Here is a 16,799-nt window from a genome sequence, read left to right on the forward strand (position 1 = left end):
GGGGCGATCGGCGGCTTGCGCGCTAGGGGATAGAGCGAAGGGCAGCTGAAACAACGTAGAGAGCGGTTGTCGAGTGGTGATGTGGTGCGGCGTAGCGGGAGGCGTGCCAATAGCGCACGTCCGATCCGAGCGCCCGCTGCGCCCGCGTGGCAGCTGCATCCGCGTTCGATTGGTGGCTCCAGTAGGTGCAGTAGCGGTCGCCATGGCTCATTTGCCGGTGGCCCTGATTCCGCCGTATCGCATTTCGCGATATCGGCCGTTGGCGTTTGGACTCCACTCCCGAGGACACATCGATGCGTCGTACGTTGAACAGCTTCAAGTCGAAGGCCATGTTCACCTTCGTTGGCGGCCTGTTGGTCATCAATCCCGCGTTTGCGCAGGATGTCGCTCCGCCGCCTGCGCCAGCGCCGCAGTCCAGCAGCGATTCTGCGACCACCCTGGATGCCGTCAACGTGACCGGTATCCGCAACAGCCTCAACCAATCGATGGGCATCAAGCGCGATGCCGCCGGCGTGGTGGATGCGATCAGCGCCGAGGACATCGGCAAGTTTCCGGACACCAATCTGGCCGAATCGCTACAGCGCATCACCGGTATTTCCATCGAGCGCCGCGATGGCGAAGGTGCGCAGGTCACCGCACGCGGCTTCGGGCCGCAGTTCAACACCGTCACCCTCAATGGTCGTCTGATTCCCGGCGCCGATGCGTTCGGTGCGCCCGGCCAGACACCGATCGGTGGTGTGGATGTCGGCACGCGCGCGTTCAACTTCGCCCAGCTCGCTTCCGAAGCCATCACCGGCATCGAGGTGTTCAAAACCAGCCGCGCGACAGCGCCCAGCGGCGGCATCGGTGCGACGATCAACATCCAGACCGACAAGCCGTTCAATCACGATGGCGTGGTGGCCAATGCCGGCGCCAAGATGGTGTCGGACCGGTCCGAACCCTTCGGCGATTCGCTCACCCCGGAAGTGTCGGGCATCTTCAGCTATACCAACCCGGACAAGACCTTTGGTATCGGCTTGAGCGCCAGCTACCAGAAGCGCCACGGCGGTTCGGTGCAGGCCACCGAAAACACCTGGAATATCCAGCGCTGGACCGGCACCGACCCGGCGCTGCGCCCGGACGCGGTGGTGACCAATGCACCGGCGATCGGCCAGCTGTACGGCATGCCCAACGATCTGCGCTACGCATTCGCCGATTTCCAACGCGAACGCATGAACGGCCAGGCGGTGATGCAGTTCGCGCCTACCGATAGCTTGACCCTGACCCTCGATTACACCTACTCGGCCAACGAAATTCGCGAAGAGCGCGGCGAGCAGGGCATCTGGCTGCAGCGCGCCAACAGCTTTACCGATCTGACCTTCGATACCGGCCAGGCCGTGGCCACGCCGGTCTATCTGCGCGATGTGCCCAACGGCGCCAAGGACTTCGGCATGGAGCAACAGCGCAACGAGCAGAAGTACAAACTCGGCTCGCTGGGCTTCAATGCGGATTGGCAAGTGAGCGATCGCTTCCAGCTGAGCTTCGATGCGCACAATTCGAAGACCCAAAGCCTGCCCAATGACCCGACGACGGGCGGCAGCGCGACCTACTTCAGCTTCGCCGGCACCAACAACTGCACCAATGGACCGTACTGCGGCGGCCAATGGGGACAGGAACTGTGGTTCAACAATTCTCTGCCGATCGGCGCACGCACCTGGTATCCCACCGCAGCCGATTCGCTGGCAAACACCAATGGCGTGGTCAATCCCGCTTTCACACCTGCCGAGCTCGGCTCGCAGGTGCTGCGCATTTTCTATCAGAAGCAGGTGACCGAAACCAAGGAAGGACGCCTGGACGGCAAGTTCGACTTCGACGACGGGCGCTTCCAGTTTGGCGTGAGCTCGACCAACACCACCATGCAACGCCGTGTCAGCGAGACCAACTCGCCGCTGGGCGATTGGGGCGTGGCCAATGCGGGCAACGAGCCGGGAATGGTCGCACTGCTGCAGCCGGTGAGCATCACCGGCATGTTCAAGGATTTCAACCCCAGCGGCGCGGCGTCCAGTGCATGGCGCGGCGATGCCGATCAACTGGCCCTGTGGGGCGGAAGCCAGTACGGCGCGACCACGCGCTACAACCCGCAATACACCGCCGACAACCGGGTGGAAGAAAAGACCCGCGCGGCCTACGTGCAACTGGAAATTGCCGGTGCCATCGCCGGGATGACCACCAATACGCGTCTGGGTCTGCGCTATGAGCGCACCGACGTGGAATCCACCTCGCAGGTGGCCACGCCTACCGCGCTGCTGTGGCTCTCCAACAACGATTTCCAGTTGATCCGTTCCACCGACCAGCAGCCTTTCAGCGAGAAGACCAGCTACAACTACATCCTTCCCAACATGGACTTCAGCATCGATTTCACCGATCAGCTGAAAGGTCGTGCCTCGTTCGGTCAGACCATTGCGCGCGCGCCGTATAACAATCTCATCGCAGGCCCCACGCCCAATACCCCTAACGGCTCGATCCTGATCAACCCGTCCAACCGCGCAGGTGGCGACTCGCAGACGCCCACACTCGATCCGTTGGAATCGGACAATCTCGATCTGGCGCTGGAGTGGTATTTCGCTGACGCCAGCTATGTGTCAGCGACGTTCTGGAACAAGCGCGTGAGCAATTTCATCGGCAATACCGTCACGCGTGAATCGCTGTACGGACTGACCGATCCCACCTCGGGGCCGGATGCCCAGGCTGCACTGGCGTTCCTGCAAAGTGGTGCCTGTGCCGCGCAGGTGGGCGCAGCCGGCAACGATGTCGCGGGTGCATGTTCGGCCAACGACACCTCGCTGTTCGCGGCAATGGCCCTGCTGCGCAATGCGGCTGCTACCGGCGGGCTGAACGCCTATAACGGCAGTTCGGCGCAGAGCCTGGCGCTGGAGAACGCCTACGATATCGCCGGCAATGCCTCCGACCCCCTGTATCAGTTCGACGTGTCCCGGCCAATTAACCAGAACAAGGCCAACATCCACGGCTGGGAACTGGGTGGCCAGTACTTCTTCGGTAGCACCGGTTTCGGCATCTACGCCAACTACACCATCGTGGAAGGGGATGTGGCGTTCGATAACACCGTGATCGACCGCGATCAGTTCGCGCTGCTCGGCCTGAGCGACACCGCCAACGTCATGCTGATGTACGAAAAATATGGCTGGAGCGCGCGCCTGGCCTGGAACTGGCGTGACGAATACCTGATCGCGGCCAACCAGGACAATGCCAACCGCAACCCGTACTACGTTGAGCCCTATCAGCAGTTCGACCTCAGCGTCAGCTACGCATTCAACAAGCAGCTGTCAGTGGGCTTTGAGGCGATCAACCTGACCGGTGAAGACGTGCGCTGGCATGGCCGCTCGGAGAAGCAGATCATCCGCCTGATCGACCAGCAGCCGCGTTACACGCTAGGCGTGCGGTACGCGTTCTGAGTCGTCACGCCGAGGCGTTTTAAGCTGTAGCCGCTGCGGCCGCCATCGTGTGATGGCGGCCGCAACCGGTTGCGGCGCCGCTGCTCGCTTGCGATACGCAGCCGTGTAGGGGTGGCACGGTCTTCTGTCTGTGCCTGTGCAGGCACCCTCGCCGTGCGCACCCACGACCTGCACGCTTGCGTTCGCAGTGACGCAGCGCATTGCTGCCCTGCGGCTTGCCGGCGCACACATTTTTGGCAATGCTCAGTACCGCCATGCGCGCGGGGAATGCGTGCGACCGAATCCCTTCATGACTGCAGCCCTGCGCGACGGACGGCTGCTGGAGTTCTAGATGACGCGATACGCAGTGCTCAACAACGTGGCGCATCACGACTTGCGCGTGATCCTGCGCTTTGGTGCGGAATTCGGCGATGCGGTCGGCGTGGTGCCGGCTTTCGTCACCGAATACGCCGAGCTGCAGCGCGAGTACCCGCTGTTCTTCCGGCAGGATCCGGCCGGGAGTGGTTACCAGGCCGTGGCGCTACTTGGCTTTGCACAGGACGAGAACCTGTTTCTGCAGGACGGGCGCTGGAATGCCAGCTATCTGCCCGGCATCGTTGCCAAGGGGCCGTTCTTGATCGGTTTTCAGGAGCAGAACATCGACGGCACCCTGGTGCAGGAGCCGGTGATCCATGTGGACCTTGAGCATCCGCGCGTCAGCCGCAGCGAGGGCGAGGCGGTGTTCCTGCCGCAAGGCGGGCACAGCCCATATCTGGAGCAAATCATTGGTGTGCTGCGCGGTATCCGCGAGGGCGTGGATGCAGGGCAAGCGATGGCGGCTGCCTTCGACGCGCTGGGCTTGATCCAGCCGGTGCGCCTGGACGTCGCGCTGGATGCCAGCCACGCCACGCAGTTGCAGGGGTTGTTCGCCATCGACCGCGAACGGCTTGCGGCACTGGATGCACAAGCACTGCATCAATTGCATCAGGCCGGCTATCTGGAAGGTGCCTTCCTGATGTTGGCATCGCTGCACAATGTGCGCCGGCTGATGGCCGAGAAGCAGCGCCGCCTACAGCAGTCGCCCAGCGACGCCGCGGCCGCGTAGGCCTGAGCGCATGGCTGCACGTGCCGCCGATCCATCTACCGCCACAAGCACCGCCATCGCCGAGCGTAGCGATTGCGGCCCGGACGCATTGCCGCTCGCCGAACTTTGCGACGCCGCCGAGCCGGTGGTGCTGCGTGGCATCGCGCGCAATTGGTCGCTGGTGCAAGCCGGGCTGCGCAGCGCCGAGGACGCCATGGCGCTGTTGCGCGCGCGCGATACCGGGCGCCCCTTGCCGTATTCCTATGGCAGCCCGGATATCGGCAGCCGCCCGTTCTATCGCGACGATTGCAGCGCGCTCAACTTCGAGGTGCAGCGCGGTAGCCTGAGCACGCTGCTGGATGCCATCGCTGCACACCGCGATGATGTGCAGCCGCCCACCTACTATCTGGCCTCGCTGCCGGTGGATGCCAACCTCCCTGGGTTACGTGCAGACAACGACCTGGATGTCGCTGCCAACGGCAGCCTTGTACAGCCCAGCATCTGGATCGGCAACCGTGTGATCGCCTCGTGTCACTACGATGCGCTGGATAATCTTGCCTGCTGCGCAGTGGGGCGACGGCGCTTTACGCTGTTTCCGCCGGAGCAGGTGGCCAATCTCTACCCAGGCCCGCTCGATCCCACGCCTGGCGGACAGGTAGTGAGCATGGTCGATTTCGCCCGCCCGGATCTGCAGCGCTTCGCGCGTTTTGCCGATGCATTGCCACACGCACGCAGCGTGGTGCTGGAACCGGGCGATGCGTTGTTCATCCCTAGCATGTGGTGGCATCACGTCGAGTCGCTGCACCCGTTCAACGTACTGATCAATTACTGGTGGAGCAGCGCGCCGGCACAACTGCCTGCAGGGATGCCGGCGCTTTACCACGCGCTGTGGGCCATCCGCGACCGCCCCGCCGCAGAGAAGCAGGCGTGGCGCGCGCTGTTCGATTACTACGTGTTCGGCCCGGCCGAACGTGCCGGCGAACACCTGCCCGAATCGGCGCAACATGCGCTGGGCCCGATCGATCCAACGCTGGCACGACAGTTGCGCGCCATGCTGATCGGCAAGTTGAACCGCTGATGTGCAACACCGCTCTCAACCCATCTGACAGGAACGCGCAGTGACTCAGGCTCAGATTCGCAAGGTGGTGATCGCCGGTGGTGGAACGGCCGGCTGGATCGCTGCCTGTGCGCTCTCGCATCAATTCCGCGATTTGCTGGACATCACCCTGGTCGAGTCGGAGCAGATCGGCACTGTGGGTGTGGGCGAATCCACCGTGCCACCCATCCGGACCTTCCACCGGTTTCTGCAGATCGACGAGCAGGAATTTCTACGTGCGGTGGCCGGCACCTTCAAGCTGTCGATCTCGTTCGAGCACTGGCGGCGTCAGGGCGAGCGCTACATCCATCCGTTCGGCATCACGGGGCAGAGTACCCTGGTGTGCGCGTTCCATCATCTGTGGCTGGAAAGTCAACGCCGCGGCATGCCGGGCAGCTTTGGAGATTACTGCCTGGAAACCGTGGCCTCGCGCGTGGACCGTTTTGCGCTGCATGGCGAGCCTGCGGTCAATTACGCCTATCACCTGGATGCAGCGCTCTACGCCAAGTTTCTGCGTACGCGCAGCGAGGCCTGTGGCGTCAAGCGTATGGAAGGCAAGATTCAGCAGGTGACCGTGCAGCCGCACAGTGGCGACGTCGCCAGCCTGGTGCTGGAAGACGGGCAAGTGATCGAAGGCGATTTGTTCATCGACTGCAGCGGCTTTCGCGGTCTGCTGATCGAGCAGACGCTGCACACCGGCTACGAAGACTGGAGCCATTGGTTGCCATGCGACCGCGCGGTGGCGGTGCAAACCGAAGCCGTCGGCCCGCCGGTGCCGTATACCCGCGCCATCGCGCACGAAGCCGGCTGGCGTTGGCATATTCCGTTGCAGCATCGCGTCGGTAACGGCCTGGTGTTTTCGAGCAAGCATCTGTCCGATGACCAAGCGCACGCCAAGCTGCTGCGCGATGTCGCCGCGCCTGCCGTCAAGGACCCCTGGATGGTGCCGTTCCGCACCGGCCGCCGGCTCAAGGCCTGGAACAAGAATGTGGTCTCGCTCGGTCTGGCCAGCGGCTTTATCGAGCCGCTGGAATCCACCAGCATCCACCTCACCATCTCTGCGGTGGTGCGGCTGTTGGCGCTGTTTCCGGCCGAAGGCATCGCGCCGTCGCAGGTGCAGCTGTTCAACGACGTCAGCCGTGCTGAAATGGAGCACGTGCGCGACTTCGTCACTTTGCACTACCACGCCACTCAGCGCGATGAACCGCTATGGCAGCAATGCCGGCAGATGGAACTGCCCGAATCGCTCGCGTTGCGCCTGCGTGCCTGGCGCGAACGCGCACATGCGTGGCAAGGCGCGGATGAATTGTTCCGTGTCGATTCCTGGACTCACGTGCTGATGGGGCAGGGCATTGCGCCCGAGCAACACCACCCGCTGACGCGCGCGTTCTCCGACCACGACCTGCGCCGTCTGCTCGATGGTATCGCCCAGCCGATCCAGCACGCCGTGCAGCAGATGCCGTCGCAACAGGCCTTTATCGAGCGCTATTGCAAGGCGGGCGCACAGGTGTGGGGGATGCGCAGCCCGGTGCCCGTCTAGCGCCGGCCTCCTGGCGACAGTTGGGAGCGGGTGCTGTGCGTACCTGCGCTACAGCCGCATCAAATCCTTGCCCACCACGATCGGGCCGGCGTAATGCTTCCGCGCCCCTTCGCTCCACATCGCATCGGTGATGGACGCATCGCCACCAGGGACGAAGTGATTGAGCACGAGCATCTTCGCCTTGGCCGCAGCCGCAATTTTGCCGACCTCTTCGCTGGTGGAATGGCTCTTGAGCAAATGGTCCAGCAACGTGGGCGCGTTGTCGTTGGTCTGGAGCATCTTCTGCAGTGCCGGTAGATACATCACCTCATGCACCAGGATGTCGGTGTTCTTCGCGAACTCGGCCAACGCGGGCAGGTAGCGCGTATCGCCGGAGAACACCACGCTGCGGTCACGCGCGTCGAACCGGTACGCAAACGCCGGCTTGAGCGTGTAATGGTCCACCAGGGTGGCGGTCACGGTGACCTGATCGGTTTTCAGCACAGTGCCAGGCTGGTCGAACTCGTGCACATGAATGAGTGCTTTGAACGGCGTGCGGCCTTCCTCACGGATGCGCGCGTCGATGTCAATGGCATTCATCTCGACGAAGGCATCCACCATCTTGGCGATGCCGGGTGGCCCATACAGATGCACGGGCGTCTGCAGGCCGCTGGCCCAGGCCAGCCACACCACGTTGAGCAGATCGGCGTTGTGGTCTGAGTGGTGATGGGTCAGGAAGATATCGCGCAGCATTGGCAGGCGGATGCCGGCCTTGGCCAGTTGCTGCGCCACCCCGTTGCCGCAATCGATGAGATACGGCTGCCCGTCGATCACCAACGCATTGGCGGCCGCGGCCCGCAAGGGCGAAGGCGTCGGGCCACCCTTGGTGCCCAGCAGCACCAGGACGCTGCCCTTGGCCGGAAATGATGCTGGTAGCCCGGGGTCGGTCTGCGACAGCCCTTGTCGCGTAGGCGATCGCGTGGCGCCGAGCTGCCCAACCGCCGTCAGCGCACCGGCAGCTAACGCAGTGCGCAGCAGCGCGCGACGGGAACGGGATGGCTGGAATGCGGTCATTGCGGCTCCTGTCGATGTGGGTGTGCTGAGTGCCGATGCAATTCTGCTTGCTGTATCCCCAGTACGGCAGGCGTCGCTGGCAGCGATTGGAGACAGCAGTCCAGGCGCTATTTTTTCGCTGCTCATGTCGCCAAGCTCAGAATTCGCGTGCAATGAATTGATTCAACGCCGGCGAACGATAGAACGCCATGCATTGCGCGAAGATGCGGTTGAACGGGCCGCGACGCGCTTGGTCCTTCATCGGAACCTCGCTCTTGTCGAAGCCCGCCGTACTGGCGTCGACGAAACGATGCAGGCGATCGGTAGCGCCGGCCTTGGCGTTATCCATCGCATAGGTGGTGAGCAGATACGAGCGGTCGCGCAACTGGTCGGGCGCGTACTTGCCGCTACGCGTGTAGTTGTTGTCCAGGCAGCGCTGCAGCGCATAGGCTTTGATGTCCTCGCGATCGGCCTGCTTGCCAGCTGCCAGGGCGGTGGTCTGCAGCGCCATGGCAGCAAGGATGATGACGAGCAGTGCGGTACGTATACGAACCATGAGCGGCGATTGGTGGAAGGAGACCCAACAAGTCTGCAGCATCGCGCCCCGTACCGCCCAGGTTTGCACAGGGTGGAGCGGGGCGAATTCAACGGCGAACCTCGCCCCGATGATGTGGAACTCGGGCAGCGGTGGCCTCGATCCGACTAGTGGGAATGCCCGGCGCACCATGGGGTGGTCGCAAGAAGAGCATTGCGGCTTGCGTGTGACAGTTGTTGCATCTTCAAGGCTGTAGTGCAGTCGAGCCCAACCAGGCGCTGCCCGGCCGCCAGAACTGGAGTCTGTATAGGCATGGTGAGGGCAACAGCGCGCCCGCTGGCTTGGTGCGCGAGGCTGCAGAAAACTAGCGATGGAGCCAACCCTCACGCGAGCGCGTCACGGCGTTGCCGTGAGCACGTGGTAACACGGTGTAGGCATCCAGCAACGCAGGTGCGAACGGGGCATTGCATCCATCATGCAAGCACCGATCGCCAAGCAAAAAGCGCTTCGCCCGGCAATCGCGGTGCCGAGCGAAGCGCGATCAAGCGTGGCAGGCGCGACATCGCCTGCCACGCCGCTTGGCCGCTTACTGGCCGAAGTAGGTGGAAATGGTGGAATACACGTCCGAGAAGCGCGAGTAGTAATCCGGAGCCGTCTGTGCGGTGCAGTACGAAGAGCCACCGTACAGGCCGCCGCGCAGCTGGTAGGCGCCATCGCTGGCGACGGTGAAAAGGCCGGAGCCAGATGAGCCGCCTTCGGTCACGCCGTCGTTCCAGACCACGCGATAGAGCGGGCTCTTGCCATCGATGGAGCCGCTCAATGCAGTCACTGATCCCAGCGAATACTTCTTGACGTCGCCCGCTGGGTGATGGATGCCGACAATGGAAGTGCCGGTGGCGCCGATCGCCCCGCTATTCCAGGCGGCATAGAACGCGCCGCTTGGTGGGGCAGTTTTCAGCTCCAGCAACGCAGTGTCGCGCGTGGTGTTGGCGTGCCGCAGGAACGCGCCACCCGTCAACGTGGTTGCCTGCGAACTGGCCGCGCTGCCGTTGCAGCTGGCCGCATCGTAGAACCAGTACGTTTGCAGGGTGTTGGCTACGGTCTGCGTGCTGATGCAATGCGCTGCGGTCCAGAACAGATTGCGCTTGGGCGAATTGCTGTTGTTGAGCAGCGTGCCGGTGCACAGGAAAGAGCCTTGGCTGGTGGTGAACACCATGCGCGCCACCGCCTTTGCGGCGCTGCTAAAGCCGGTCGTGGGATTGGCGCGGCAGACGATGTCGTTCTCGCAGGAATCGCTCTCGCCGATGGCAATGGTCATCATGTCGCGCGGGCTGGCGGTGGGGCTGATGTCCAGATGCGATAGCTGCGGAATGCTGAGGCTGAAGTTCTCCGGATACAGGCCGGCCGGCAGCGACAGTTCGACCAGTAGATACTCGCCACTCACCGTCGGCGACCAACCGATGTCGTTGCCGCTGGTCGTAAAGCTGGCGCCGGATTGCTCGAACACGCGACCGTCGTTACCGGCAAAGCGCAGCGTCACCTTGGATGGGTCCCCAGGCCTTGCGCCAGCGCCACGCAAAACCAGTGATGCACGCAGCGATGCGGCCTGTGCGGAGCTGACTTTCAAGCTGGCGACGCGCGAACCATCGGCGGCCATCTGCCAATCGAGCTTGGACAGATTCACCGACGGCTGCGTCACTGCCCGTGAGAAACCGATCTGCAACGGCTGCCCATGCTTGACCTGCGCAATGCGGCGCTCACGCACAGGGCTCATCTCGGTGCTGGTGGGCGCGGCGAGTTGCACCACGCGTGTGGGCAGGATGCCGCCCCGTAAACTTGCCGACTGCAACGTTGCCGCACCAAGCTTGGCCGCCTGCGGCGCGGCGGTCACCGGCGCTGCATCCATCTCGGTGGGCGGCGTTGCCGCTGCGGTGCCGGAAATAGCGGAAAACAGCGCCAGATACATCGCGTTCTTGCGATTCATGGGTAGTCCTTCTCGTCAGGGATCGGCAGGCTGCAGCGGGGGCTGCAACAAGCGGGCGCTAGCGTTAGCGCTGAACGAGAGTAGCGAAAGTCTGGAACTCAATATGTGCTGAAAATCTCGTTCGGGCATGAAAGGTCATTATCAATACAGTGCCCGCACGAGTCTGCCATCCACTGGGCCGTCATGTCGTCGGCCCCGGACGGTGCGTTGGCTCCCAGGGCGGCCATGTTGGTTCTAGTCAGCAGGTGCAAGTCCAGCATCCAGCTGTGCAGTGGCAGCTTGGTGTGTTCAATCCACGTGATAGTCGTGGTAGCGATCAGCGCTCCTAGGGCCTCGGGAGACCTCACACCGGCCTGGAGGGGTGCACAGCGATGGTGGAGCCAGTGAACCCTTCGTTCGTTTTCACGGCGGTGGACGACATCTCTGGCTGCTTGCCAGGCGGGGATATAAACAGAATCTCTGCGCACTCACTTGGAACATGTCGCATGCGATCCACTTCAACTTCTTTTCCAAGTCTGCCGCATGCGCAATCGCGCGACGGCGATAACTACGTGCCTGCCTCCGCGACTGCTTTCCCCTGGCACGCGCGCGACAGCGCCAGTGCGTTTCCCGGTCTCAGTGCTGCGCCGGTCAAACGCGGACGTAACGTGACACAGTCAATCACGGCAAATGCCTCGCGGTCATCTGGCATGCGTCTGCCGCAGGTAGATACCCAGGCATGCGATCTCGTCAGCGCGATTGCCCAAGTGGATCGTGCATCGGCGCAGCCACACGGACGGAATCCGCAATGGGAAATGCGCTGCCGCACTGTACTCGAAAGCATGCGCGCATGCGCAGGCGAATCCTACAAAGGCGATCCCGCGACGGTGGCTGACATCGATGGGTTGCATCTGAATGTGCTGATGTCCACGCGGCGGTTGAAACTATGGGAGCGAGAGACCGACGATGTGATTGTGCTGGTGCTGGGTTTTTCCGGGACATGCCTGGATGCGACGGACGATCTGTTATGCGACATGAAAAGCCAGATCGCACAAGTACACGTCAACGTGTTTGACGAGCGCCTTCCGACCTTGGGCAAGGTTGGAGCAGGCTGGCAGGAATGGTGGCAGTCCGAAGCTCAGTTGCCGCGCGCCGACGGAACCGTCATGAAGGACGTGCTGAAACGCTACACGAATCGCGCGCGGGAGAGCGGCAAGGCGTTGTCGATGTCGTTGACGGGGCACAGTCTGGGCGCAGCAGCGGCGACGGTCGCCGGCTTCGACATCACGCACTTTCTGCGCGCGGCCGGAGCCCCGGGCAAGATCAGCATTTATTCATTCAATCCGCCGCGCCTCGGGCCAGCGGGCGCCGACAGACACTATATGCAAAGCTTAAGATCGAACGACAGCGAACTGCGATTCACGCTGCGCCAGTTTACGCGCGCTCTAGATCCGATCCAGTCGGTGCCCTTTTTCATGCATCACCCGCACTGGGATCACGCCGGGCCTGCTGACGAGCGCGCCGGCAGCACCAGCGGTGATCGCTTCGCTCAGTTCATCACCGTGACGGACGGCCCGGCGAGCACTGTCAACCTGGCGGACAATCACGAATTGACGTTGTGGCGCCCTTATTTCCTGTCCAAGATCGAGCCGGCCGATCTGCAGCGCATCTTTTCTCCCATGCAAGTGCCGCAACGCACATCCGAAGACCGGCGTCTTTCCCGCAGGCAACTGTTCACTTCGTTGCTGCCGTACCGCGAGCCGCCGGCCACTAGCCGGCCGGATTAGAGAGCCGGCAATAAATTTCGAATGAATTTTCTAGGCCAAGAGAGATTTTCTAAAGTTTTGATTGATCCTGACTCCTGGCCATGAAGATCGCTCGCTGCATGTCAAACGGGCGCCAGGCACTGCTTGGACTGCAACATGCCCGTGGCAAGTCGTGGCAGCACCTCGTGAAAACGGATCGACGGTGAGCGATCGTCCATTCCTGCAAGTCAAGCCCTGCGTATTTGCACTGATGGCATGATGCACCACGTTGATGACGTGTTTGAGGTTGCCCAGCACGAGATTGACCCGTCGCACACCGCAGCACTGGTGGGCCAGGAGTAAGCGGCACAACAGACGGTGCTGCTGTTGAGGCTATTCCAGCGCGTCGCTGGCGCGGAATTCGGTGGACCGGCCACTGACTTTCAGGAACGCCAGTACCGTCAGTCCCACCACCATCCACGCAGCCCCCCCCAGTTGCGCGTGCGTGTCGGCATTGAGTAACACATAGGCCAGGATGACGATGCCGATCAATGGGGCAAGGCCATGCAGTACGCGCCGGCCCTGGGCGCGGAAGTGCCACAGCACTGCGAGATGCAGCAACACGAAGGCAGTCAGTGCGCCGACGTTGCATAGCGACGACAGCAGGGCAATCTGGCCGACGAAGGCTTCGCCCAGCACGATGCTTAGACCCGCTACCAGCAAGATCGCACGCTGTGGCACGCCGGTACGCGGGTGGATGTAGCGCAGAAAGGCCGGCAACTGGCGGTCGCGCGCCATGGCAAACAACAGGCGCGATGTTGCCGCTTGTGCCACCAGCGAATTGGCGATTGCCGCGCTGATGGCGACCGTGAGTGCAATGACGATCTGCAGCCATGGCCCGGCGATCAATCGCCCGATCTCGAAGAACGCATCGTTGGATGCTTGCGCGCTGGGGTAGCGCTGCAGGGTGGGTTGCAGCAAGGCCGCCAGCCAGGTTTGCAAGATGAACAAGCCTGCCACGATCAGCAACGCGAGCAAGGTGGCACGCCCCACCACACGGTTGCCGCCGCGCGCCTCCTCCGACAAGGTGGAGATCGCATCGAAGCCGAGGAACGACACCACCGCCACCGACAATGCGCTGAAGATCACGTGTGGGGAAAACGCTTGCGGGTTATAGATGGGGCGCCAGCTCCAGTGCGCGCCATTGACGCCGCGCTGGATCGCCAATGCCGCCAGCACCACGAACACTGCCAGAACCACCAACTGCCCAAGCAGAAAAAAGCGATTGGCACGTGCGGTGGTTTCGATGCCGCGTAGGTTCACCACCGTGTTGAGCACGACGAAGAACGCGATCCACGCCGGCTGTGGCACTGCCGGCAACACGTTGTACATCGCGTTGGCGCCGACCACATACAGCAGGGTCGGCACCAGCAGATAGTCGAGCAGAATCGCCCAACCGGCAAGAAAGCCCATGCCGCTGCTCAGCCCGCGCCCGACATAGGCATACACCGAGCCAGCCACTGGAAATGCCTGCGACATCTGTTGGTAACTCAGCGCGGTGAACAGCATCGCCACGAAGCCCAGCAGATAGGTCAGTGGCACCATTCCGGCGCTGATGTCGAAGACGCCGCCGAAGATCGAGAACGGCGCCGTCGGCACCATGGACACCAGGCCGTAGATCAACAGATCCTTGAGCATGAGCTGCCGCTTGAGCTCTTGTGCGTAGCCGAAGCGTTCCAGCGTGGCCGCATCGTCGCGGCGTGGTGTGTCGGTCATGCAGGTGTCCGCGGAAGGGAATGCCGGCGCGCTGCGCGGACGCTGAAGGGACCTGAACGCCCGCTCTGCGCTGCAGCCGTGTGACCGGCATTGTGACGATAATGTGGCCGACAAGCCCATCCACTGGCAAAAATGCTAGGTTTTCCATGCTGGATGTCGCTTGTAGGCAACCACCGGTCCCGAGGATTCACCATGTTCGAAATTCTAGCCAGCCTGGCCCGCGATCTGCAGGCGGTGCAGACGCTCAATAGCTGCCTGGATCGGGTGTTTCGCGATGTCTGTGCGCTCGGTTTCCAGTCGTTGGTCTACGACTACGCACCGGTGCCGTTGAGCATGGAGGGCGCACTGATCACGCCAACGGTGTTCATCCAGCGCAATGCGCCGCGCGATATGCAGCATGTGTGGTGCGAGCACGGGTACTACCAACATGACCCTGTTCAGCAGCGTGCAACGCGTCGCACCACGCCGTTCGTCTGGTCGTACCGCGCCGACGGTGATTGTGCGGGTGTGGAATACGTAGGTGGCCAGCACCGGCAAGTCACGCGCTATCTGTGCGATAGCGGCATGGGTACCGGTGTCACCGTGCCGCTGCATCTGCCCGGTGGCGCGTTCGCCACCTTCAGCGGGGCGATCGACGCCGTGGGTGCAGAAGCGCCGCGTTTGGCCGAATCGCAGTTATTGCCCTTCTTGCTGCTGGCACACGCCTTCCAGGCGCGTGCGCAGGAACTGCTGGACCCGCAGGAACGCCGCTGCCACCACATCGCATTGACCCGTCGCGAGCGCGAGTGCCTGCAGTATTCGGCCAAAGGCCTGACCTCCAAACGCATCGCCGCGGCGCTCAATCGCTCCACGGCCACGGTGAACCTGCATCTGAATTCGGCTGCCCGCAAATTGGGCGCACGTAACCGCGTAGAAGCGGTGGTGCGTGGTATGCACTATCGGTTGCTGGAGCTATAAGTATTATCTAAGCATGTCCGCGCAGTGGCCATGTGTGGTGCGTAGCGGGTTCTGAACTGGCGGAGGACACGCGTGATGTGGCTTCCTTGGCGCCACCCCATCTGTTGGCAAGCGTTCATCCCGCCGCTTCGGACGATCTGAGTGCAGCGTTGGTGGCAGACGCGATAGATGTGTTGATTCGAAGCGAGCAATTCGATTAGAAGCGATGCTGGGTCGCGCGATATCCGCCGCAATCAGCAACACAACGCGTCCGAGCGAACCGGCTAGCGGCCAGCACCAACCGTGCATCCGAGCGCAGTCAAACCTGTGAGATTTGCCAGTTAACGCCAGTCGGCCTGCTCGCTAGGCTCGGGGCACATCATTGCCGTAGGCAGGCGACAGGTCATGCAGTGCACCGAAGGTTACGTCGAATTCCGCGGCTACCGCACCTGGTACCGCATCACCGGCGATCTGTGCGCGGATGCCTGCCCGCTACTGGTGTTGCACGGTGGCCCCGGGTGCACCCACGACTATGTGGACAGCTTCAAGGACCTGGCTGCCAGCGGCCGAGCGGTCATCCACTACGACCAGCTCGGCAATGGGAAGTCCACCCATCTGCCCAATGCCGACCCTGGCTTCTGGACGGTGGGGTTGTTTCTGGACGAACTGCAGGCGCTGATTACGCATCTGGGTCTGTCGCAGTACGCCTTGCTGGGCCAATCCTGGGGCGGAATGCTGGCGGCCGAGCACGCCGTGCGCCGTCCAGCCGGCCTGCGTGCGCTGGTGATCGCCAATTCGCCCGCGTCGATGGGCTTGTGGCGGGCTGCTGCATTACGTCTGCGTGCGCGTTTACCCGATGACATCCAGGCTGCGCTGGATGAGCACGAAGCCGCCGGTACGCTGGACCATCCGGCCTACCGCGCCGCCAGCCAGGTGTTTTACGCACAGCACGTGTGTCGCCTCCTACCGTGGCCTGCCGAAGTGGTGCGCACCTTTGCCGCCATTGATGCCGACCCGACCGTGTATCACGCCATGAATGGCCCGACCGAATTCCATGTGGTGGGTAGCTTGCGCAACTGGAGCATCATCGAACGCCTGCATCGCATCACTGCACCCACGCTGGTGCTCTCGGGCAAGTACGACGAAGCCACGCCGGAAACCGTCGAGCCGTATGCGCGGCTGATTCCGGATGCGCGCTGGCAGGTGTTCGCCAACTCCAGCCATATGCCGCACGTGGAAGAACGCGCGGCATGCATGCGCCTGGTCGGCAACTTCCTGGACGATCAGACGCCCTGGCCCGGTGGTCAGATGCAGCGCTCGTCGGCGCTGGCCAATCGCGCTGTCTGAGTGAGCCGGGTGCGGGTGCGGCTATAGCTGGCAAGTCGAAATACCGCTTTGCGTATTCGTGTCTGCAGCGTTGACGTCGCTTTGGGTGGACAGCATCGATCCGCGAAGCCGATAGAGCATCTCGTGACGTCACGTGTACATGCGTTTCTTGCAGTACATACGTCGCGCTGTACGCGTTATTCGCATGTGAGCCAATAAAGTTTCGAGCATCGACACGTGCCACCGGCAAGCTGCTCGTCGTGCGCTTCGCTGTGCGAGCGCCCCAGCGCACTTCCGCGCGCTGGAAGTAACCATGCGCTCACGGAAGTCCCGCC

At 62.6% G+C, this 16,799-nt stretch carries 11 protein-coding genes; 7 read left to right on the plus strand and 4 right to left on the minus strand.

The features are described from left to right. Positions 1-293 precede the first annotated feature (293 nt). The 4 genes from M0D43_RS17865 (at position 294) to M0D43_RS17880 (ending at position 7,151) form a co-directional block, all read left to right on the plus strand. Positions 294-3,452, plus strand: coding sequence for a TonB-dependent receptor (locus M0D43_RS17865; RefSeq protein ID WP_162300917.1), 3,159 nt, complete (start codon positions 294-296; stop codon positions 3,450-3,452). A gap of 331 nt (positions 3,453-3,783) precedes the next feature. After that, positions 3,784-4,536 carry a SapC family protein gene (locus M0D43_RS17870; RefSeq protein ID WP_252162436.1) on the plus strand — a complete coding sequence of 251 codons (753 nt, stop codon included), beginning with the start codon at positions 3,784-3,786 and terminating at the stop codon, positions 4,534-4,536. A 10-nt stretch (positions 4,537-4,546) separates the two neighbouring features. Then, positions 4,547-5,593: a cupin-like domain-containing protein gene (locus tag M0D43_RS17875; protein WP_252162437.1), complete on the plus strand. Its 1,047-nt coding sequence runs from the start codon at positions 4,547-4,549 to the stop codon at positions 5,591-5,593. 40 nt (positions 5,594-5,633) lie between these two features. After that, positions 5,634-7,151: a tryptophan halogenase family protein gene (locus tag M0D43_RS17880; RefSeq protein ID WP_252162438.1), complete on the plus strand. Its 1,518-nt coding sequence runs from the start codon at positions 5,634-5,636 to the stop codon at positions 7,149-7,151. A 48-nt stretch (positions 7,152-7,199) separates the two neighbouring features. Here M0D43_RS17880 and M0D43_RS17885 read toward each other — a convergent pair whose 3' ends face one another. The 3 genes from M0D43_RS17885 to M0D43_RS17895 all read right to left on the minus strand — a co-directional run bounded on the left by M0D43_RS17885 (position 7,200) and on the right by M0D43_RS17895 (position 10,702). Beyond that, a complete protein-coding gene (locus tag M0D43_RS17885) occupies positions 7,200-8,204 on the minus strand; it encodes an MBL fold metallo-hydrolase (protein ID WP_252162439.1) in 1,005 nt (334 codons plus the stop codon). 136 nt (positions 8,205-8,340) lie between these two features. Further along, a complete protein-coding gene (locus M0D43_RS17890) occupies positions 8,341-8,739 on the minus strand; it encodes a hypothetical protein (RefSeq protein WP_252162440.1) in 399 nt (132 codons plus the stop codon). Positions 8,740-9,304: 565 nt separating this feature from the next. Further along, positions 9,305-10,702, minus strand: a complete 1,398-nt coding sequence (locus tag M0D43_RS17895) for a trypsin-like serine peptidase (protein ID WP_252162441.1) — start codon at positions 10,700-10,702, stop codon at positions 9,305-9,307. A 485-nt stretch (positions 10,703-11,187) separates the two neighbouring features. On the opposite strand from M0D43_RS17895, the gene xopAP reads away from it, so the two are divergent. After that, positions 11,188-12,468: a XopAP family type III secretion system effector gene (xopAP, locus tag M0D43_RS17900; protein ID WP_425510705.1), complete on the plus strand. Its 1,281-nt coding sequence runs from the start codon at positions 11,188-11,190 to the stop codon at positions 12,466-12,468. 351 nt (positions 12,469-12,819) lie between these two features. On the opposite strand, the gene M0D43_RS17905 is transcribed toward xopAP, so the two are convergent. Then, complete coding sequence (locus M0D43_RS17905; protein ID WP_260807425.1) at positions 12,820-14,202, minus strand: APC family permease; 1,383 nt, start codon at positions 14,200-14,202, stop codon at positions 12,820-12,822. Positions 14,203-14,394: 192 nt separating this feature from the next. On the opposite strand from M0D43_RS17905, the gene M0D43_RS17910 reads away from it, so the two are divergent. Both M0D43_RS17910 and M0D43_RS17915 read left to right on the plus strand, forming a co-directional pair. Further along, complete coding sequence (locus M0D43_RS17910) at positions 14,395-15,159, plus strand: LuxR family transcriptional regulator (RefSeq protein WP_252162443.1); 765 nt, start codon at positions 14,395-14,397, stop codon at positions 15,157-15,159. 384 nt (positions 15,160-15,543) lie between these two features. Further along, on the plus strand, positions 15,544-16,485 hold the full coding sequence (locus tag M0D43_RS17915; RefSeq protein WP_260807426.1) for a proline iminopeptidase-family hydrolase: 942 nt from the start codon (positions 15,544-15,546) through the stop codon (positions 16,483-16,485). Positions 16,486-16,799 lie beyond the last annotated feature (314 nt).

This window comes from Xanthomonas prunicola, assembly GCF_025266575.1.
GTDB classification, from domain to species: Bacteria; Pseudomonadota; Gammaproteobacteria; order Xanthomonadales; family Xanthomonadaceae; genus Xanthomonas; species Xanthomonas prunicola.

What these genes read in the sequence shown, in the direction of transcription:
- M0D43_RS17915 (WP_260807426.1), top strand. Translation starts at nt 15,544, where the DNA reads ATGCAGTGCACCGAAGGTTACGTCGAATTCCGCGGCTACCGCACCTGG.
- M0D43_RS17875 (WP_252162437.1), top strand. Translation starts at nt 4,547, where the DNA reads ATGGCTGCACGTGCCGCCGATCCATCTACCGCCACAAGCACCGCCATC.
- xopAP (WP_425510705.1), top strand. Translation starts at nt 11,188, where the DNA reads ATGCGATCCACTTCAACTTCTTTTCCAAGTCTGCCGCATGCGCAATCG.
- M0D43_RS17910 (WP_252162443.1), top strand. Translation starts at nt 14,395, where the DNA reads ATGTTCGAAATTCTAGCCAGCCTGGCCCGCGATCTGCAGGCGGTGCAG.
- M0D43_RS17890 (WP_252162440.1), bottom strand. Translation starts at nt 8,739, where the DNA reads ATGGTTCGTATACGTACCGCACTGCTCGTCATCATCCTTGCTGCCATG.
- M0D43_RS17895 (WP_252162441.1), bottom strand. Translation starts at nt 10,702, where the DNA reads ATGAATCGCAAGAACGCGATGTATCTGGCGCTGTTTTCCGCTATTTCC.
- M0D43_RS17865 (WP_162300917.1), top strand. Translation starts at nt 294, where the DNA reads ATGCGTCGTACGTTGAACAGCTTCAAGTCGAAGGCCATGTTCACCTTC.
- M0D43_RS17870 (WP_252162436.1), top strand. Translation starts at nt 3,784, where the DNA reads ATGACGCGATACGCAGTGCTCAACAACGTGGCGCATCACGACTTGCGC.
- M0D43_RS17885 (WP_252162439.1), bottom strand. Translation starts at nt 8,204, where the DNA reads ATGACCGCATTCCAGCCATCCCGTTCCCGTCGCGCGCTGCTGCGCACT.
- M0D43_RS17905 (WP_260807425.1), bottom strand. Translation starts at nt 14,202, where the DNA reads ATGACCGACACACCACGCCGCGACGATGCGGCCACGCTGGAACGCTTC.